Origin of the sequence: Limnobacter sp., from assembly GCF_043511195.1 — a bacterium.
Lineage (GTDB): Bacteria > Pseudomonadota > Gammaproteobacteria > Burkholderiales > Burkholderiaceae_B > Limnobacter.
The window spans coordinates 1,299,816-1,318,758 of sequence record NZ_CP121330.1; the positions used below are offsets into that span (position 1 = coordinate 1,299,816).

Annotated in this window: 14 protein-coding genes; 11 read left to right on the forward strand and 3 right to left on the reverse strand. The window is 54.3% G+C overall.

Annotation, left to right across the window (positions count from 1 at the left end; all coding sequences use genetic code 11):
- Positions 1–33 precede the first annotated feature (33 nt).
- Both P0D43_RS06305 and P0D43_RS06310 read right to left on the reverse strand, forming a co-directional pair.
- Positions 34–531: a TlpA disulfide reductase family protein gene (locus P0D43_RS06305; protein WP_159572659.1), complete on the reverse strand. Its 498-nt coding sequence runs from the start codon at positions 529–531 to the stop codon at positions 34–36.
- The gene (locus P0D43_RS06310; RefSeq protein ID WP_159572661.1) at positions 528–1,130 is read right to left on the reverse strand and encodes a hypothetical protein; all 603 of its coding nucleotides are present in this window, start codon (positions 1,128–1,130) and stop codon (positions 528–530) included. The genes P0D43_RS06305 and P0D43_RS06310 overlap by 4 nt, the downstream gene beginning before the upstream one ends.
- Before the next feature lie 62 nt (positions 1,131–1,192).
- Between P0D43_RS06310 and mpl the strand changes: the two genes are divergently transcribed.
- Genes mpl through mtgA form a run of 7 tightly spaced genes read left to right on the forward strand, consistent with a single transcriptional unit; the run spans position 1,193 to position 8,299 of the window.
- A complete protein-coding gene (gene mpl / locus P0D43_RS06315; protein WP_159572663.1) occupies positions 1,193–2,584 on the forward strand; it encodes a UDP-N-acetylmuramate:L-alanyl-gamma-D-glutamyl-meso-diaminopimelate ligase in 1,392 nt (463 codons plus the stop codon).
- Positions 2,581–3,225 carry a YqiA/YcfP family alpha/beta fold hydrolase gene (locus P0D43_RS06320; RefSeq protein ID WP_394673532.1) on the forward strand — a complete coding sequence of 215 codons (645 nt, stop codon included), beginning with the start codon at positions 2,581–2,583 and terminating at the stop codon, positions 3,223–3,225. Before mpl ends, P0D43_RS06320 begins: the two co-directional genes overlap by 4 nt.
- On the forward strand, positions 3,222–3,785 hold the full coding sequence (locus P0D43_RS06325; protein ID WP_159572665.1) for a chorismate lyase: 564 nt from the start codon (positions 3,222–3,224) through the stop codon (positions 3,783–3,785). Before P0D43_RS06320 ends, P0D43_RS06325 begins: the two co-directional genes overlap by 4 nt.
- A gap of 8 nt (positions 3,786–3,793) precedes the next feature.
- Positions 3,794–5,809: a ribonuclease catalytic domain-containing protein gene (locus tag P0D43_RS06330; RefSeq protein WP_394673533.1), complete on the forward strand. Its 2,016-nt coding sequence runs from the start codon at positions 3,794–3,796 to the stop codon at positions 5,807–5,809.
- Complete coding sequence (locus P0D43_RS06335; protein ID WP_159572669.1) at positions 5,806–6,639, forward strand: energy transducer TonB; 834 nt, start codon at positions 5,806–5,808, stop codon at positions 6,637–6,639. The genes P0D43_RS06330 and P0D43_RS06335 overlap by 4 nt, the downstream gene beginning before the upstream one ends.
- 17 nt (positions 6,640–6,656) lie before the next feature.
- A complete protein-coding gene (gene aroE / locus P0D43_RS06340; protein WP_394673534.1) occupies positions 6,657–7,553 on the forward strand; it encodes a shikimate dehydrogenase in 897 nt (298 codons plus the stop codon).
- Positions 7,550–8,299 carry a monofunctional biosynthetic peptidoglycan transglycosylase gene (mtgA, locus tag P0D43_RS06345; RefSeq protein ID WP_394673535.1) on the forward strand — a complete coding sequence of 250 codons (750 nt, stop codon included), beginning with the start codon at positions 7,550–7,552 and terminating at the stop codon, positions 8,297–8,299. Before aroE ends, mtgA begins: the two co-directional genes overlap by 4 nt.
- Positions 8,300–8,311: 12 nt before the next feature.
- On the opposite strand, the gene glnE is transcribed toward mtgA, so the two are convergent.
- Entirely contained in the window at positions 8,312–11,026 is a 2,715-nt protein-coding gene (gene glnE, locus P0D43_RS06350; RefSeq protein WP_394673536.1) for a bifunctional [glutamate--ammonia ligase]-adenylyl-L-tyrosine phosphorylase/[glutamate--ammonia-ligase] adenylyltransferase, read from the reverse strand.
- Positions 11,027–11,101: 75 nt separating this feature from the next.
- On the opposite strand from glnE, the gene P0D43_RS06355 reads away from it, so the two are divergent.
- From P0D43_RS06355 to aroG, 4 genes are all read left to right on the forward strand, one after another.
- Complete coding sequence (locus tag P0D43_RS06355; protein WP_394673537.1) at positions 11,102–15,148, forward strand: YhdP family protein; 4,047 nt, start codon at positions 11,102–11,104, stop codon at positions 15,146–15,148.
- A 1-nt stretch (position 15,149) separates the two neighbouring features.
- The gene (locus P0D43_RS06360; RefSeq protein WP_371717406.1) at positions 15,150–15,956 is read left to right on the forward strand and encodes a carbon-nitrogen hydrolase family protein; all 807 of its coding nucleotides are present in this window, start codon (positions 15,150–15,152) and stop codon (positions 15,954–15,956) included.
- A 10-nt stretch (positions 15,957–15,966) separates the two neighbouring features.
- Positions 15,967–17,436, forward strand: coding sequence for a metalloprotease TldD (gene tldD / locus P0D43_RS06365; RefSeq protein ID WP_341236527.1), 1,470 nt, complete (start codon positions 15,967–15,969; stop codon positions 17,434–17,436).
- A gap of 305 nt (positions 17,437–17,741) precedes the next feature.
- Positions 17,742–18,806: a 3-deoxy-7-phosphoheptulonate synthase AroG gene (gene aroG / locus P0D43_RS06370; RefSeq protein ID WP_394673538.1), complete on the forward strand. Its 1,065-nt coding sequence runs from the start codon at positions 17,742–17,744 to the stop codon at positions 18,804–18,806.
- Positions 18,807–18,943 lie beyond the last annotated feature (137 nt).

Here is an 18,943-nt window from a genome sequence, read left to right on the forward strand (position 1 = left end):
CCCAGATTTGGCGTTGCGTGAGCATACCCGATTTTAGCGTTGCAGTGCGTTAGTGATAGTACTCATCTGTATCCTGCCGGCTTCTGTGAGTATTTTATTACCATTTTCGTCCAAAATGACGGTAAATGGTAATCCTCCTTGTTGATTGCCAAGTGCTTTCCCCAATTCTGTGCCTGCCATCCCTGCAAGCACGATCGGGTAATTTACTGGGGTTTTTTGGAGAAATTGATCGACGTTAGAGGGGGAATCGATTGCAATACCAATCAACTCGATATTCTGCGCCTGCAGTTGTGGGTACAACTCGTCAAGTTCGGGCATTTCTTCCACGCAGGGTGGGCACCAGGTCGCCCAGAAGTTAAGCACCACAACCTTGCCTTTCAAGGCGCCCAGGTCGAGTGAGCCGCCCTGTGGGGTGTCAAATGTGTAGCCAGTCAGTGGGTAGTCGGGACCGTTTTGTGGCTTCAGACCAAAATACAGGCCAATGGCCAGGGCGAGAACTGCGGTCACAATCGGGATTAGTTTGTTTTTCATGGTGCTTCTATCAGGCGGGTCAAGCCCGCAATGTCGGTTTGAAAAGGGGTGTCGTCGGGTGCTTGCCTGTTCAGCAAGCCGCGGCGCTGGATTGGGCTGGCCACGCCCAGCTGGAACCAGCGCTGTTTCCAGCGAAAAGCCACAGCGGGGAAGGACTTGCCAGCCAGCAAGGCATCTTCACAGGCGTCGAAGTTGATGTTCTGGTTTAACAACCAATAGTCCACTTCTTTTTCATCGTCGGCAAACGCAATAATGTGCACATCCGAATGGGCGCTGCCTGTGCCGTTCACCGCTGCGCCATACACAATGGGCTCGAATTGCTGAATACCTTGCATGAATTGGAGGGCAACTTCGCGCAATTCGTTCAGTTCGCCAGGCTGGCTGTCGGCTTGAAACAGGGCCTGGTAGGCGCGTAGTTCGTCTTGAATGTCTTGATCTGAGGGAAGGCGTTCGCGGGGAACCCTTTGTTTTCCAAGCAGGGCTTTGATCGCCTGATTGCGTGCGGTGGGGTAGTCGAGGCCCTCCTCGGCGATCAGTCGGGCTGCAGTCATCGCAATTTCAATGCGAAGTTCGTCTTGCGGGGCGAAGAATTCTTCCATACCGGCAGTGTATCCAAATTCACAGGCACTACAATATGGGCTTGTTCTGAAAGGAAGAAAGAATGCACATCCACATCCTCGGGATTTGTGGCACCTTCATGGGCGGTGTTGCCCAGTTGGCCAAGGCCTTGGGCCACACCGTAACGGGCTGCGATGCCAATGTATATCCACCCATGAGCACTCAGCTTACCCAGGCGGGGATCGAGTTGACCGAAGGTTTTGGTGTGGAGCAACTGGCCATCAAGCCCGATTTGTGGGTGGTGGGCAATGTGGTGTCGCGCGGTAATCCGTTGATGGAAGCCATTTTGAACACAGGCTTGCCCTACACCAGTGGTCCCCAGTGGATTGGCGAGCATATTTTGCGCGGCCGAAAGGTGTTGGCCGTGGCGGGTACACATGGCAAAACCAGCACCAGTTCCATGTTGGCCTGGGTGTTGCAACAGGCTGGTTTGAACCCGGGTTTTTTGATTGGCGGCGTACCCGGCGGTTTTGGTGTGTCCGCGACCTTGGGGCAGGGCGACTGCTTTGTGATTGAAGCCGACGAATACGACACCGCGTTTTTCGACAAGCGTTCGAAATTTGTTCACTACCGGCCCGTGGTGGCCGTGCTGAACAACCTGGAGTTCGATCATGCTGATATCTTCCCCGATCTGGCTGCGATCGAAACTCAATTTCACCATTTGGTGCGCACTGTGCCTTCTGAGGGGCGGGTGGTGTGCCCGGCCAACACAGAATCGCTCGAGCGCGTGTTGAAACGCGGTTGCTGGACTCCCGTGGAGCGTTTTTCCGCAGAGGGGGCTGACGCGCCGTGGCAAGCCAGGGTTTTAGGTGCCTCTAAATTTGAGGTGCTAAAAAATGGCGAACTGAAGGGCCTTGTGGAATGGGGCTGGTCAGGTTTGCACAATGTGAACAATGCACTGGCGGTGATCGCTGCTGCCCATGCCATGGGTGTGAAGGTCGCTGATGCCTGCAAGGCCTTGAGTGAATTTCCCGGCGTGAAGCGCCGCATGGAATTGCGCGGTGAAGCAGCGGGCGTGAAGGTGTACGACGATTTTGCACACCACCCCACGGCCATCGCTACCACGCTGGAAGGCGCGAAAGCTCGAATGGCAGAAATTGCTGCAGCGGAAGGCAAACCTGTGGGCCGCCTGATTGCCTTGTTTGAACCGCGGTCCAACACCATGAAAATGGGAACCCTTGCACAGGCTTTGCCAGCTTCTTTCGACGAAGCGAAATTTGTGGTGTGCTACACCGCGGGCATTCAGTGGAATGTGCGCGACACCCTGGGCAGTTTGGGCTCGCGCCTTTTCACCAGCGATGAGTTGAGCGAGGTCATTGATCATGTCGTGGCGCAAGCACAGCCCGGTGATTGGGTGGTTGCCATGAGCAATGGTTCTTTTGGTGGTATTCACCAAAAGTTGATCGACGCCTTGGCCTTGGGAGTACGGGCTTGACGCCTTTCGTTTTCAGCAGTCCCGGTGACTTTGCGCGCACGGGTGGGGTGGCCGATCTGGTGGTGTCTCTGCACGGGTGTCGCTCGTCGTCCAAGTCAGTGAAGGCACAAAAAATGATCGATGCCTTCGACCAAGCGGGTTTGAGTAGTCATTTGTGGGTGCCAGATCTGCCCGCGTCGCCTGCGCAGGCGTTGGCCTTGATTGAGCAGCACCTGGATGCCCGCTTGCAAAGCCAGCCCCATTTGTCGCTGACCTTCATTGGTAGCTCACTGGGGGGCTATTACGCCACGGTGCTGGCCGAATTGCACACCCAGGCCTCTGTTGTTTTGCTGAACCCGGCCATCAAACCCTATGACGATTTGCAAGATCAAATTGGTAAAAAGAAAGTTTATTTTTCAGACGAAGAAATTGAGTTTGTACCCGCTTACCTGGGCGATTTAAAAGCCATGGAGCAAACCAGGCTGACCGATCCGCAGCGTTACTTTTTGGTCGCAGCCCGCGACGACGAGGTGCTGAACTGTGACACCATGCTGGCGCGTTACCGTGGAGCGCACCAATTGCACTTGTTGGGTTCTGACCATGCCTTGAGCGATTTCGATGAAATTTTGCCCTTTGTGAAATTGGCCGTGGGTTTGCCATGAGCGGTGTTGGTGCTTGGACAAGGCATTGCCCGCCAAGCTGGCCGGTGTGGGCCCGAAACTGGGCGAGCACCCCAGGTTCGCTCACCCAGCGTTTGGTGCGCCTGAACAAGGGGTTTAAAGTAGAGCCTGTTGTGCAGGGCAAGGTGTTGATTAAACACGGGCCGGGCTCAAGGGGACGCAGTGTAACGGGCCAAATGATGCGGCAACGGCTGGTTCGCCTGCATGTGGACAATGCGCCTGTGGTGTTGGCGCAAACACTGGTTGAAACCGATGGCCCTGTGAACGACTGGCATTTTTGGCGGGGTTTGGGCACCCGTTCATTGGGCACGGTGCTGTTTTCCGACCCACAGGTTAAACGTGGTGAACTTTTTTTTGCGCGGTTGCCTTTGCGGCAGCCGTGGGTGCAGCGGCTGCTGACCCCAGCCATGAAAGTCGAAATGAACCGGCATGGTTCCGGCCGTGTGTGGTATGCCCGTTGTGCGCGCTTTTCGCGCAAACCGAATCGAACACCGTTGTGGGTCATGGAGGTTTTCCTGCCCCAACTTGAATACTATCTTTAGGACTGTTGATGAATTTGTATTACGAAGAGGCCGGAGCCTTTAAAGTGGGCCGAGTGCTTCAAGAGCAGGGCAATGCCTATCAGGTGGAAACCTTGCATGGCAAGCGCACCAAGGTGAAATCCAACAGTGTGATGCTGAAATTTGATGCGCTGGAATGTGCAGAATTCCACGCGCAGGTAGAGGCTTTGGCCAAAGAGGTGGACACCGAGTTTTTGTGGGAATGTTCGCCTGAAGGTGAGTTTGATTTCATGGCAATGGCCCTGGAGTATTTCGGTGAAAAACCGACCGTGGTGCAACAAGCGGCCACGTTGGCGGCCTTGCACGCGGCACCTATTCACTTTCACCGCAAAGGCAAGGGCATGTACCGTGCCGCCCCGCCCGAAATTTTGCAGGCCGCATTGGCAGGCCTCGAGAAAAAACGCCTGGCCGCCGAGCAACAGCAGGCGTGGGCAGATGCCTTGGTGCGTCGCGAATTGCCCGATGGCTTTGCCAAACAAGCTGCAACCTTGCTGGTTCGTCCTGATAAAAACAGCGCTGAATACAAAGCGTTGATGTTGGCGTGTACCGAGGCGGGTCGATCGCCCGATGTGTTGCTGATTGAGTGCGGCGCATTCAAATCAGTGCACGACATGATGCGAGCCCGCTTTGCCGCCATTTACTTTCCCAAAGGGCCAGAAATTGATTTGCCACCGCCGGAAATGCCCGCCGATTTGGCAGACCTGCCTGTCGCCAATGTGCGTGCTTTTTCCGTGGATGACATTTCAACCACGGAAATTGACGATGCCTTTAGCGTGGTTTGGCTGGATGAAAAACGTGCGCGCATTGGCGTGCACATTGCCGCACCTGCGCTGCTGATTTCTCGCGGAAGCCCTTACGACCGCGTGGCCCGTGAGCGCCTATCGACCGTGTATGCCCCGGGCGATAAAATCACCATGCTACCTGATCAGGTTGTGGAATTGGCCACGCTGGCCGAAGGTCGCACTGTACCGTCGGTCAGTATTTACGTTGAAGTGAGCACTGAAACTGGCGAGCTGATCAGTGAGCCCTACAGCGCCATTGAACAAGTGCCCATGGCTGCAAACCTGCGCCACAATCACCTGGACGCAGCCTTGTCCAAAGAAGTTCTGGAAGACCCTGAGTTGAATGAACTTGACGCGGTGGGGGAGTTTTTTCCAGCGTTGAAAATGTTGTGGAAAAGTTCGTGTGTGTTGCGAATGGAACGTGAAATTGTTCGCGGCCAGCCTGAGAAACACACGCGCATTGATTTCAATTTTTATGTGAGTGACGACGGCACGGTTGAAATTCAGCCTCGCCGCCGGGATGCGCCACTTGATTTGTTGGTCGCGGAGTGGATGATCTATGTAAACCGTGAGTGGGGCGGCATGCTTGATGAATGCAAGGTCACCGGCATTTACAGGGTGCAACCACCCATGGGCCGTGTGCGCATGTCTACCCATGCAGCGCCGCATGTGGGTTTGGGTGTGCCCCAGTACGCATGGAGTACTTCGCCCTTGCGCAGGTATGTGGATTTGGTGAACCAGCAGCAATTGATTTCACTGCTGCGCCAAGACCCGCCCGTTTACACCGCAACCGACGCTGAATTGCTTTCTGCGGTGAACAGCTTCGATGTCACCTACAAAGCCTATGCCGAATTTCAGCAAAACATGGAACGCTACTGGTGCTTGCGCTGGATTCAGCAAAAAGGGCGCAAGCAGTTTGATGGTGTGGTGGTAAAAGACGAACTGGTCCGTCTGGACGACATTCCCCTGTTTGTTCGTCTGGTGGGTGTCACTTCGCCGGGTCGTGGTGTGCAGGTGGAGGTTGAACTGGATCAGGTGGACGAACTGACCCTGACAGTTTCATGCAAGCTTTTGGCATTGAAGAAAGGCACGCCCACTCGTTTGCTGGACGATGAGGAAGAAGAGGAGGGTGCAGAAACACCCGAAATGCCAGAAGCGCCAGTCGATGTCATCGAAGCCGGGGAATCCGAGGGTGCCAGTGCAGCGGGAAGCCCCCAGGCGTGAATACCCTGCGTGCACCTCTCGGCGACATTAACTTGAAGAAGGCACTGGTGTTGTCGGTGCTCCTTCATGCTTTGTTGTTGCTGGTGCACTTTTCAAAACCGCAGGCAGACACCGCATTCAGTCGTCCGCTGGAAGTGATTCTGGTGAATGCGCAATCGCAGAAAACGCCCAACGACGCAAAGGTGCTGGCGCAGGTGGCGCTTGATGGTGGTGGGCAGGCTGACAAGGGCAGGGCGACCACTTTGCCCGGTCAAGCCGAAGACAAAGTCAACCAGCGCGAGTTGATTGCCAGCCAGGATCGCTTGAAAGAGCTGGAGGCTTTGCAGCGCAATTTGGCGGGTGCAGAATTGCGCACCACACCGCAAAACGAAGTGCTGGACACACGCCCTGGCAACGACCCAAAAAGCCAACGTGCACTTGAAATCAAAAGGTTGCAGGCGCAAATTGCCGACAACATCAAAAGCTACAACGAGCGGCCCAGAAAACATTTTTTCTCGCCGCGCACCTCGCCCTATGCCTTTGCCATTTACGAAGAAGCGTGGCGTGCCAAGGTGGAGCAAGTGGGCAATCAAAATTATCCCGATGAGCTCAAAGGGCGCATTTACGGCAAGCTGAGGCTAACCGCCTATGTGCGTGCGGATGGTACGCTTGAAGATGTGGAAGTGGACCGTTCTTCGGGGTCTGCTGTGCTTGATCGTGCCGCCTTGCGAATTCTGAGAATGTCCACGCCATTTCCACCTTTCCCTTCGGAAATGAGAAAGAAAGCAGATATTTTGGCGATTACCCGCACCTGGGTGTTCAGCCGTGACACCATCAGCACTGAGTATTAAGCCATGGAGATTCTTTGTTGAATGCGTTGAGTCGTCAAGCAGACCGCTACGTGGTGATCGGAAATCCGATTGCACACAGCATGTCGCCTTTCATTCATGCCGATTTTGCCGCACAGCTTGGTTTGCCATTGCAATATGAGCGCGTGCTTGCGCCGCTGAATGGATTCAGGCAAACCGTGGCTGCACTTCAAGCAGCCGGTGTGAAGGGCGCAAATGTCACCGTGCCTTTCAAGCTTGATGCTTTTTCAATCGCCAGCGAGTTGCCCAATACACTGAGCACGGCGGCGATGTTTGCACAGGCTGTCAACACGCTGAAATTCAATGCTGACGGTACTGTGCTGGCTGACAACACCGATGGTGGCGGCTTGTGCCGGGACTTGGCACGACAACTCAAAACACTCGGATTGCGTCTGGATCAGTGTCAGGTGTTGATGGTTGGTGCTGGCGGTGCAGCCAGCGGTTGCGTGGCTGCCTTTCAAGCGGCTGGCATTCAACACCTGACTGTGCTTAACCGCACAGTGTCCAAAGCGCGTGAGTTGGCAGAACGTGCCGAAGCAATTGATTTGCCTGCAGCAGGTGGGGCGCTGGACACGCCGCCCTCGCATTTTGAAATACCGGGCGCTCCGGTGCTTATCGTGAATGCCTCGTCAAGCAGCCTGAAAGGCGATATTCCCGTTCTTCATGCGGATTGGTATGCGCGGGCGGTGTTGGTGTACGACATGATGTACGCTGCAAAACCCACACCGTTTATTCGCTCCCTGCACCACCAGGATTTGGCCTGTAGCGACGGTTTGGGCATGCTGGTTTTTCAGGCACAGTTGGCCTTTGAGGTGTGGACCGGGCAGTCGCCCGATGCACTGGAAACTTTGACCAAAGTTCGGCAAGCCTTGCTTGCAAAAGCAAAACAACAATGACCATGGCTCGCAGAAAATCTTCCAAAGGCGGTAGCAAGCGCAAGTTCAGCCTGAATCCTTTGGCGTGGATGTGGCGGATATTTTTCTGGGGCTTTTGTGCGCTGGTATTGCTTCAACTTTGGTACCTTGCACAAATTGCCGTGTGGACGCATGTGAACCCCAGCAGCACCAGTTTCATGCAAACCCGTTTGGCTGAAATACGCAAGACCGAACCAGGTTTTCAGTTGAAACACGAGTGGGTACCCTACGACAAAATTTCCCTGAACCTGAAACGTGCCGTGATTGCAGCCGAGGACAGTGGCTTCATGACACACAAGGGCGTTGAAATGGAAGCCATTCAATTGGCAATCAAGCGCAACGAGCGGCGGGGCAGGGTAACGCATGGCGGCTCAACCATTACCCAGCAGTTGGCGAAAAACCTGTTTTTAACCAGCAAGCGCAGCTACATTCGCAAGGGGCAGGAGTTGGTCATTGCATTGATGATTGAGGCTTTGTGGGACAAACGTCGAATACTCGAGGTGTATTTGAACGTGGTGGAATGGGGCAACGGTGTTTACGGTGCAGAAGCCGGTGCGAAACACCATTATGGTGTCAGTGCCGCTCAATTAAGCAGTTATCAAGCAGCCCGCATGGCGGGCATGTTGCCAGCGCCACGCTATTTTGACAAACGCAGAAACTCACCGTTTCTGGCACGCAAAACCGGTACGCTGCAAAAGCGCATGTACCAGGTTACTGTGCCCAAGTAAAAGCCTGGCGTTTCAGTTAAGCAAGGTTTCCCAAAGCGTTCGAATGGGTTTGCGCATCATCATCAGTGCAGGGTCGCTGGTTCTCGATTTGTCGTGCCCGGCCAGGCGCAAGGCGTGTTGCTTTGCGCGCAACTGCCGGTAAGCATCGGCCACATAGTTGGCCAAATCTGCGGGCAACAAACCAAGTTCTCCTGCCTTCTTCAGCAGCGCAATATTGCCCTTGTTTTTTGTCAGTTCCGGGTGCTTGTTCGCATAGCCCAGCACCAAAGCCTGCACCATAAACTCCACGTCCACCATGCCACCCAAATCGTGTTTCACATCAAACAGTTCACTGTTGTTGGGGTGTCCCTCCAGCATTTTTTTGCGCATGGTGATCACTTCTTTTTTCACATCATTCCAGTCGCGGGGCAGTTGTAAAATTTCTTCCCGCAGCGTTTCAAACTTTTTACCTATTTCAGCATCGCCCACGCAGAAACGCGCTCGGGTCAAGGCCTGGTGTTCCCAAAACCAAGCACCCACGCCACCTTCACGGCGCTGGTAGTCTTCAAACGATTCCACACTGCTCACGAGCAAACCCGCCTCGCCATTGGGGCGCAAGCGAAAATCAGTTTCAAACAAAGTGCCTGCGGCGGTTTGGGTGGTCAGCCAGCGGTTCATGCGTTTGGCCAATTGGGCATACAAATCGGGCGCACGGTCGTCATCGTCTTCGAACAGAAAAATAAGGTCAAGGTCAGAGGAATACCCCAACTCCTTGCCGCCGTGTTTGCCATAAGCCACCACTGCAAAACGCGGTTGTGCCCGGTGCCTTTTGGGAAGCTGATCCCAGGCTCGTTCCAGAATGATTTCAAGCGTGCAATCGGCCAGTTCAGACAACAGGTCCGAGACATGCTCCACTGTCAGCAGGTTTTCAAGGTCTTGTGTCAGTACCCTGAATAGTTGGGCATGGTGTTGTTCACGAATCAGGTCCATTTGCCGTTCAAGATCGGGCTGCCCGTCGGGCAACTTGGCTTGGTCCAGCAGTTCACGCAATTGCTGTTTCCATTGGGCAAAATCGGGGGGCGTCAACAAGGTTCGGCTGTCCAGCAATTCATCGAGCAGCAAGGGGTGCTTGATTAAAAAATTGGCAGCCCATGGGCTTGCGGCAAGCATGCGGCTTACCCGCATGCGGGCAATCGGGTATTCATCCAGAAGGCTTAAGTAAGCTCCCCGGCGCGACACGGTTTCGATCAAGTCGCAGCAGTAACGCCAGCAGGAGTCTGGCGCGGAAGAGGCTCCCGCGGCGGCCAGTAATGTGGGCATCAGGCGGTCAACTCGCTCCCGGTGTGCGCTGGGCAAAGCCTGGTATCGGCTTGATTCAATCAGGTGTTGGTAGCGGTCTTGCGCCGCTTGCGGGTTGGTGAATCCCTGGGTGAGTGTGTCAGCCCATGGCAGTTCAAGACTGGGTGTTTCTTCGTCTTCCTGCTTGTCGCCAAACACCACGTCAAAATGGCTGGCCACGTAATTCATGTGGCGGTTCAAAGCCTTCATGAAATTGCCCGGATCTTGAAACCCCATGGATCTTGCAATGCGCAGCACCTCGGTGGGGCTGGCGGGCAGGCGGTGGGTTTGGGCGTCGTCTACATATTGCAGGCGATGCTCCAGGTTGCGCAAAAAGCGGTAAGCGGCCACCATTTTGTCGTGGTCTTCTTTGGTAATCAGCCCCAACTCCACGCACACTTCCAGCACATCGACTGTGCGCCGCAGCTGCAGCTTGGGTTCTCGGCCACCGCGAATTAGCTGGAAAGCCTGCGCAGTGAACTCGATTTCACGAATGCCGCCACGCCCGAGTTTCACGTGTACCGAGCCTGGGTGCTGGCTTTCGCGCTTGTTCACCTCGTTGCGGATTTGAACATGCAAGGCGCGCAAAGCACGTATTGAACCGAAGTCCAAGTATTTCCGAAACACAAAAGGCCGAACAATATTGTTCAGGTTGTCCAGGTTTTGCTGAAAGGCTGCGTCTTGCTCTGGGTCGACGGCCCAGTTCACCACGCGGGCCTTGATCCAGGCATAGCGTTCCCATTCACGCCCCTGCACCACAAAATATTCTTCCAGCATGTCCTGGCTTACCACCAGTGGGCCCGAATCGCCGTAGGGGCGCAGGCGCATGTCCACGCGGAACACGAACCCTTCGTCGGTCACCTCTGAAATAATCTTGATAACCCGTTTGCCCACTTGTGTAAAAAATTCGGCGTGCGACTGTGTTTTCCCGGTGGGTCCGCCCAGTGTTTCCCCGTCCTGGTTGTACAGAAAAATCAGGTCAATGTCGCTGGACGCATTCAGCTCAAGCCCGCCCAGCTTGCCCATGCCCACCACCATCATGCAGTCGCCATCGGCGGGTTCGCCAAAACGATCCGCTTGCAATTTGTGGCTGAATTTCAGTGCAATTTGCACTGCGGCATCGGCCAGAAACGACAGGGCCTCGGTTACTTCGAACAGGTCGACCTTGCCTTGCAGGTCGCGGCGCATGATTTCAATCATGCTGCGCTGTCGAACCAATCGAAGTTCGGCCATCAAGGCCTTTTCATCGTTTAACTCGCGTGCTTTTTCCAGCCAGGTTTCAACGCAGTTTAAAAGATGGTTTTCATCCTGCTCAGTGCTGTCCCATTCCGGGAAGCGATTCAACCAGCGCTTGGCGTATTCAGAGTGAGTGGGCCAAACCCGATGATAGAAATCCAGTGGGTCGTTCATGCGTGTCGTTATAAAGGGAAGCTTGGTTCTACAATAGCGTACTACAGGTGTTGACGATTATCGGGGCGGTATTTCTTGCAGGAAGGAACAAATCAGGCACTGGTGCGACAAGTCACGGGCAACCCCACGCTTCGGCGTGCAGGGGCGGTGTTGTTTTGGGTGTTAATTGCGGTGTATACCCCCCTGTGCATGGCTTTGCTGGCAGTTAAGTGGTTGGTGTTGCCTGAAGTGGATCGTTACCGCCCCGAGATTCAGCAGTTTTTACAAAACCAAACCGGCACCCCAATTGAAATTGGCGAGATACAAGCCAGTTGGCGAGGCTTTGGCCCCTTGCTGGTGGTTCAAAACGTTCGTTTGCCCCAAGCCAGTGGTGCCCCCGGGTTTACTGCCGAACAAGTGCAGTTAACCTGGTCGTTGCCCAGTATTCTTGCATTCAACCCCCGCTTGAAAAACCTGGAAGTACAGTCGCCAGAACTTAGTGTGGTGCGCAATTCCCAAGGCATTTTTGAGGTGGCCGGCATTCCCATGCTGGACGACGGAACTGAAGGTAACCCTGGCCTGGACTGGTTGCTGGCACAACAACGCGTGTTGCTGACAAATGGCGTTTTGAACTGGACAGACGCCATGGGACAGTTTCCCCAGGCGCAAGCCATCGAGACTGAGCTGCTCATCGAGAATGGTATAAGTCGCCACCAGGCTGGCCTTACTTTCAAGCTGCCTGTGTTGGCCCAAACACCGGTCAATGCCCGTTTGAACTTTAAAACGCCCTTGCTTGAACGCCAGTTGGGCGATGTGAGCAAATGGAAAGGCAGCTTTTATCTCAATACGCTGGTGGACCAAACGGAACCGCTGGAGTCGGTATTCAAAACTTTTGGCCTGGATGTGGACTTAACCCAGCCACAGGGAAGATTGTGGATTGATTTTGAGGATGGTTTGGTGCAACGCTCACTGCTGGATGCGCGGGTGGGTAAATTGCGTTTTTCCAATCCCGAGGTGGATGCTGCGCCTTTTGACATGACCAACACCAGCGCGCTGATTGAAGTTCAGGGTCAACATGCATTGTTTGAACCGAATGCCATTTCGATTCGACAATTGAAGGGGCAGATCGCCGGTCAAAAGCAGTTCGGCCCCACCGACCTGTCGCTCAAGAAGCAAGCCAGCGCCGACGGGGTTGACTGGGGCATACAAATTCAACAGCTGGACGCGGCCCAGGCGCAGGCTGTGGTGCTGGAATTGGGCCCGCACTTGGGTCAACTTCAGCGGCTTGAAACCCTGAAGTCTTTTGAAGTGGCCGGAATGATCAACCGGGTGGCTTTGGATTGGAGAACCGCAGGGGACAAGCCTCATGAGGAATCCGTGTCGTTCAAGTCCGATGTTGATTTCAGCAAACTCACTGTGCTGTATCGCGACACGTCGCCAAAATCAAATGGCAGAATCACCGGTTTTAAAAACCTCAGCGGCACATTCAAAGGCAGTGACTCCAAGGGAGAATGGACCTTGGGGGGCAGTAATTCTGAGATTTCATTGCCTGAAATATTTGCAGCAGAAACACTCGCTTTCGACGCCATTGAAGGCCGGGGCGCTTGGCGAGATGTGTTCACCGCCAATCAGCCGGCAGAGTTTTCAGTGGAGCAACTGACGGTCAGCAACTCTGATTTGCAGGCGCAAGTTGAAGGCAGTTACCAATTTCGCCGGAATGAATCGGACGTCATTGACATCAAGGGCACCCTGCCCATGGCCAATATTGAGCGGGTGGCCAATTATCTCCCCTTGGTGATTGGGGCCAGTGCACGGGAATGGCTGACCGAGAATTTGAAAGCTGGCATGGCAAAGAATGGTCAGTTTGAACTGTCTGGCCGATTAAGCGACTTTCCCTTTGCAGATCCCAAGCACCCCGGTGTGTTCAAGATCGAAGTGCCTTTCGAAAATGGTGAGCTGACCTATGCCCCGGGTTGGCCAGGCATTCAAAAGGTGGACGGCAAGGCCACCTTCATTGGCAAGCGCATGTTGATTCAGGCTGATATTGCTGAAACTTCAGGGGTAAGTCTGAAAGCTGTTCAAGCCAGCATTGACAACCTGGATGCCTGGGAACCACTGCTGGAAATCAAGGGACAAGGTCAGGGCGAATTGAGCAAAATGGTGGCTTTTGTGAATCAAAGCCCGGTTCGGGAAATTCTGAACGAAGCGCTGATTAATGCCCAGGTTGAGGGCAATGCCAATCTTGATTTGCGCCTGTCCATTCCGATTGCAGCTCCCGAGAAAACCCAGGTGAAAGGAGATTTGCAACTGAAGGGCAACTCCATACGTGTGGTGCGGGGTATGCCGGTGGTCAGCAATGTGGATGGGCTCATCCAGTTTTCCAACAAGGGTTTGTTCATCGATCAACTTCAAGGCCAGGCCTTGGGTGGCCCGGTTGTGGTCAAAGGCACCACCGACGCAAGCGGACGAATGGAAATCAGGGCCAATGGCACAGCGCGTGCCAAGGGACTTGCCCAATATTTGAACCCGTTGAGCGAACCTTATTTGGCCGGTAGTGCACCGTATACGGTGGTGGTGGCAACACGCGACAATGGTGTGGCAGTTGATGTCAACAGTCAGTTGCAGGGGTTGGAAGTGAAGTTGCCAGCGCCTTTTGCCAAAAAGGCAGATGCCCGCTTGCCATTCAAGCTGAACCAAACCGCCACTGCGCAGGGCGAACGTTGGCAAGTTGATTTGGGTCTGGATACCAAGCCACTGGCACAGCTGCGTGCCGCAGTTCTTGATGACGGTGGTCAAGCTGGTATTGATTCCTTGCAGTTTGCGATCGGCGCGCCTTTGGCTGCTCCCGCTGCTGGCATACAGGGCGATATTCGGGTGCCGACCATTGATTTGGACACGTGGCGCACCATTTTCAACGACATCACCTCGGCATCTGGCAACACGGGCTTGATGGGCGAACTGATGGGTGACCCCACCACCGAAACCAATGTGAAACTGAAAGTTGGAATTCGCACAGAGCGTTTGAATGTGGGCAGCAAATCATTCGAAGGCGTGTCAGTGGCCGCGCGCACTGTTGAAAAGCGATGGCAGTTTGATGTGAAGGCCAAAGGTGTCGATGGTTATCTTTCCTGGATTTCAGACAAACAACGCCCGGATGGCGCTGTGTTGGCGAGATTTAAAACCCTGGTTATTCCGAAAACGCTGGACAGCGGTATCCGTGATTTGGTCGAAGAACCGGCTTCCAGTATCCCAGCCCTGGATGTGCAGGTGGACAATTTCAGTTTGAATGACCTGGTTTTGGGTAGCCTTAAATTGATCGCGGTGAATCAAAGCCGTGAGGAACAGGCGCGTGCAGTGCTGGGGCAACGCCCAAAAGAATGGAAGCTGGAAGAACTCCGCATAGAAAACCCCGAATCGATTATTCGGGCAAAAGGGGTTTGGCAGTATGGCGAAAACCTGAAGAATCAGCGCACCGACATTGACGTTGACCAAACCGTGAAAAATGCGGGTGGGTTGTTAACCCGACTTGGCATGGCTGGGGTTTTTCAAGGTGGTGAGGGTACGCTGGTTGGGCGATTGCGCTGGGATGATGCCCCCACGAACATTGATTACGGCAGTTTGAGCGGTCAATTCAAGCTGAAAAGCAGCAAAGGGCAATTTTTGAAGGCGGATCCCGGTGTTGCCAAATTGCTGGGCGTGCTTTCACTGCAAAGTATCCCGCGCCGTTTTGCACTTGATTTCAAAGACGTGTTTTCAGAAGGTTTTGCGTACGACACCATGGAAGCTGATGTGACCCTGAAAGAGGGCATTGCCAGCACCCAGAACTTCAAAATGACCGGGCCCAGCGCCACCGTGTTGATGGACGGCAAGCTGGACCTTGAAAGTGAAACCCAAAACCTGAATGTGGTTGTGTTGCCTGATCTGAATCCAACGGGTGGTTCGCTGATTTATTCCGTGATCGCGGCCAACCCCGCGGTGGGTATTGCGTCATTGATTGCCGATTTTGTACTGAAAGACCCACTGTCAAAGATTTTCTCGTTTCAGTACAAAGTAAGCGGCCCATGGGTGGCCCCGGTCATTGAACGGGTTCGAAAGGGCGACCCTGTAACGCCGCCCACCAATGACTCCAACACAAGGAATTAGCATGAGCAAGCCCATGATGGTTGCCAGCCTGCAAATGATTGCCACCCCCGACCTTGAGCGCAATCTGGATATTGCGCAACGCCTGATCGGGCAGGCGGCAAAGCAGGGCGCACGCATGGTGTTGTTGCCTGAGTATTTTTGCCTGATGGGTCACAAAGACACGGACAAGCTCGCGATCGCCGAGCCCTTCGGCAGTGGCCCCATTCAGCAGTTCCTGGCTGATCAGGCCGCAGTTCGAAATTTGCACATTGTGGCGGGCACCTTGCCAATTTCCAGCCCGGTGGATGGCCGTGTGTACAACACCAGCCTGGTGTTCAACCCGCAGGGCGAATGCACAGCACGCTACGACAAAATTCACCTTTTTTGCTTCACCAAAGGGCAGGAAAGTTACGATGAGGCCCGTGTGTTGCTGCCGGGGAACACGCCAGTGGTGGCGGATGTGGATGGCTTCAAAATCGGTCTTTCAGTGTGTTACGACCTGCGATTTCCCGAGCTTTACCGCGCCATGGGCAAAGTTGACCTAATCGTGATGCCCGCTGCATTCACCTACACCACCGGCCGGGCGCACTGGGAGGTGCTCATGCGTGCCCGCGCCATTGAAAACCAGTGTTATGTGCTGGCGTGTGGCCAAGGTGGTCTGCACGAGAACGGACGCCGCACCTGGGGCCATTCCATGTTGGTGAACCCGTGGGGCGAGGTTGAGAATGTGCTGGAAGAAGGCGAGGGGGTTGTGCTGGGTCAGCTCGACCCTGCTAAGATAGTTGATGTGCGAAACAGCTTGCCCGCGCTTACGCACCGCGTGCTTTAAAGGATTCAAAATGAAAGTAGTAGACCCCGCCATTTCCAACCTGGCCACCGCTCAAAGTCTGTTGTGGACCCCCTACGGTATCGATGAGGGCCACATTCAAAAGGCCTTTGGTGAAATTTTCTCACACAAGGTAGATTTCGCCGATTTGTACTTCCAGTACGGCTGCATCGAAGGCTGGTCGCTCGACGAAGGCATTGTGAAATCGGGCAGCTACAACATTGAACAAGGTGTGGGCGTGCGTGCCGTGAGCGGCGACAAAACTGCTTTTGCCTATTCTGACGACATTGCATTCAAACCCATTTTGGCAGCTGCCAAATCGGTGCGTGAAATTGCAAGCCTGGGAAAAACCGCCAACCGCAACCTGAAAACAGGCAAAGGTTTTGCGGGTGCTGAAAGCAGGGCGCTGTACAGCCCCTTGAACCCCATTCCAACGCTAACCTCCACTGAAAAAGTGGACCTGCTCAAGCGCCTTGAACAATTCGCCCGCAAACGCGACAAACGCGTAAAGCAGGTCATGGCCAATATTGTGGGTGCGTACGATGTGGTGCTGGTCGCCCGAAGCGACGGTGTTCTGGCCGCGGATGTACGCCCCTTGGTGCGTGTGAATGTGAGCGTGGTGGTTGAGCAAAAAGGTCGTCGCGAGACCGGATCGTCGGGCGCAGGTGGTCGTTATGACTTTGGCCATTTCAACGACGCATTTTTAATGCACCATGCGCACACCGCGGTTGATCAGGCTTTGATCAATCTGGAGGCTCGCCCTGCCCCGGCGGGTACCCAAACCGTGGTGCTGGGTTCTGGCTGGCCCGGCATTTTGCTGCATGAAGCGATTGGTCACGGCCTGGAAGGCGATTTCAACCGCAAGGGCAGCAGCGCATTCTCCGGCATGATCGGTCAGCGTGTGGCGGCCAAAGGCGTCACCATTGTGGACGATGGCACCCTGGCCAGCCGCCGTGGTTCGCTGAATATCGACGATGAAGGCAACAAAACCCAGTGCACAACCTTGATTGAAGACGGTATTTTGAAGGGCTACATTCAAGACATTACCAATGCGCGCCTGATGAAAATGCCAGTGACTGGCAATGGTCGCCGCGAAAGTTTTGCTCATTTGCCCATGCCCCGCATGACCAACACCTACATGCTGAACGGCGATAAAACCCCTGAGGAAATTATTGCCAGTGTCAAAGATGGTGTGTATGCCGTGAACTTTGGCGGTGGCCAGGTAGACATTACCAGCGGCAAATTTGTGTTCTCGGCTTCGCTGGCCTACAAAATTGAAAACGGCAAAATCACCTATCCGCTTAAGGGTGCGACCCTGATCGGCAATGGCCCCGACTCGCTCACGAAAATCAGCATGGTTGGTAATGACATGGCGCTTGACGACGGCGTGGGTACCTGTGGCAAAGAAGGTCAAAGTGTACCCGTGGGCGTTGGTCAGCCCACCTTGCGCATCGACGGCTTGGTCATGGGCGGTACGCAGTAATGAAATTCCTTGATTTTTCAGTGGGATGCCAACCACATCCACCTGTGACTTGCTAGAATTCCGTTCAGCGCGCTTGCACAGCGGCCATGAATTGATTACATTTAAAAGATGAACACGATTTTCGCGCACTCTTTTTATGCTTTTTTTGGCTTCTTTGCCTGGTACGGGCAAGCGGCGGAAGAGGGTTGTGCGTAAAAACACATAGTTCAAATGAATCCCAAAACCGCCAGGCCCTAAACCCCTGGCGGTTTTTTTTTGAACCGACACTTTGAACAAAAAGCGCGCCAGCATTCAGGAGAATTGGCATGAACACGGTAACAGACGACTTGAGAATCAAAGAAATTAAAGAACTGACCACCCCTGCGGCCTTGATCGCAGAAGTGCCAATTTCCCCTGCCATTGCAGACACAGTGGCGGGTTCTCGCAATGCCATGCACAAAATTTTGCATGGTGGCGACGATCGCTTGATCGTGGTGATGGGCCCATGCTCAATTCACGATGTGAAAGCCGCCATGGAATATGCCAACAAGCTGAAGGTGTATCGCGAAAAATACGCGGAAGACCTGGAAATTGTGATGCGCGTGTATTTCGAGAAGCCACGCACCACTGTGGGCTGGAAAGGGCTGATCAACGATCCCAATCTGGACGGTAGCTTCGAGATCAACAAAGGGTTGCGCATGGCCCGTGAAGTGCTGTTGAACATCAACGGCCTTGGTTTGCCAGCGGGTACCGAGTTTCTCGACATGATCACTCCCCAGTACATTGCTGATTTGGTCAGTTGGGGTGCCATTGGCGCCCGCACCACTGAAAGTCAAATTCACCGTGAGTTGTCTTCTGGCCTTAGCTGCCCGGTCGGTTTCAAGAACGGTACCGACGGCAATGTGAAAATTGCCGTGGATGCGATCAAGGCTGCGCAGCACCCACACCACTTCCTGAGTGTCACCAAAGAAGGTCGAAGTGCAATTGTCAGTACCTCTGGCAACGAAGACTGCCACATCATTCTGCGTGGGGGCAAAGGCCCCAACTACGACGCAGCTTCTGTTGAAGCCGCCTCTGCAGACATCGGCAAAGCAGGCCTGGCTGCCCGCATCATGATCGATGCAAGCCATGGTAACAGCAGCAAAGTGCCCAAAAACCAGGTTGGCGTGTGTGAAAACATCGCCGAGCAATTGGCTGCGGGCGACGCACGCATTATGGGTGTCATGGTTGAAAGCCACCTGGTGGAAGGCCGCCAGGATCTGGAACCCGGCAAGCCATTGACCTATGGTCAAAGTATTACCGATGGTTGCATTGGCTGGGACGACAGCCTGCAAGTGCTGGAGACATTGGCCCAAGGTGTGCGCAAACGCAGGTTGGCTCAGGTTGCCTGATATCAGGGTTTAGCTGCCGACAACTGTTGGTTAAGAACAAATAATCCCGCCGGGTTTAAAACCCCGAGCGGGATTTTTTCTAAAGGTAATCGAAGCTTGGTGGTGGGCAAGCAGATCAAGGTGCGCCTCCCCCAGTA

Excerpts from the sequence above, each read along its gene's own strand:
- P0D43_RS06305 (WP_159572659.1), bottom strand. The coding sequence starts at position 531 with ATGAAAAACAAACTAATCCCGATTGTGACCGCAGTTCTCGCCCTGGCC.
- P0D43_RS06310 (WP_159572661.1), bottom strand. The coding sequence starts at position 1,130 with ATGGAAGAATTCTTCGCCCCGCAAGACGAACTTCGCATTGAAATTGCG.
- mpl (WP_159572663.1), top strand. The coding sequence starts at position 1,193 with ATGCACATCCACATCCTCGGGATTTGTGGCACCTTCATGGGCGGTGTT.
- P0D43_RS06325 (WP_159572665.1), top strand. The coding sequence starts at position 3,222 with ATGAGCGGTGTTGGTGCTTGGACAAGGCATTGCCCGCCAAGCTGGCCG.
- P0D43_RS06330 (WP_394673533.1), top strand. The coding sequence starts at position 3,794 with ATGAATTTGTATTACGAAGAGGCCGGAGCCTTTAAAGTGGGCCGAGTG.
- mtgA (WP_394673535.1), top strand. The coding sequence starts at position 7,550 with ATGACCATGGCTCGCAGAAAATCTTCCAAAGGCGGTAGCAAGCGCAAG.
- glnE (WP_394673536.1), bottom strand. The coding sequence starts at position 11,026 with ATGAACGACCCACTGGATTTCTATCATCGGGTTTGGCCCACTCACTCT.
- P0D43_RS06360 (WP_371717406.1), top strand. The coding sequence starts at position 15,150 with ATGAGCAAGCCCATGATGGTTGCCAGCCTGCAAATGATTGCCACCCCC.
- tldD (WP_341236527.1), top strand. The coding sequence starts at position 15,967 with ATGAAAGTAGTAGACCCCGCCATTTCCAACCTGGCCACCGCTCAAAGT.
- aroG (WP_394673538.1), top strand. The coding sequence starts at position 17,742 with ATGAACACGGTAACAGACGACTTGAGAATCAAAGAAATTAAAGAACTG.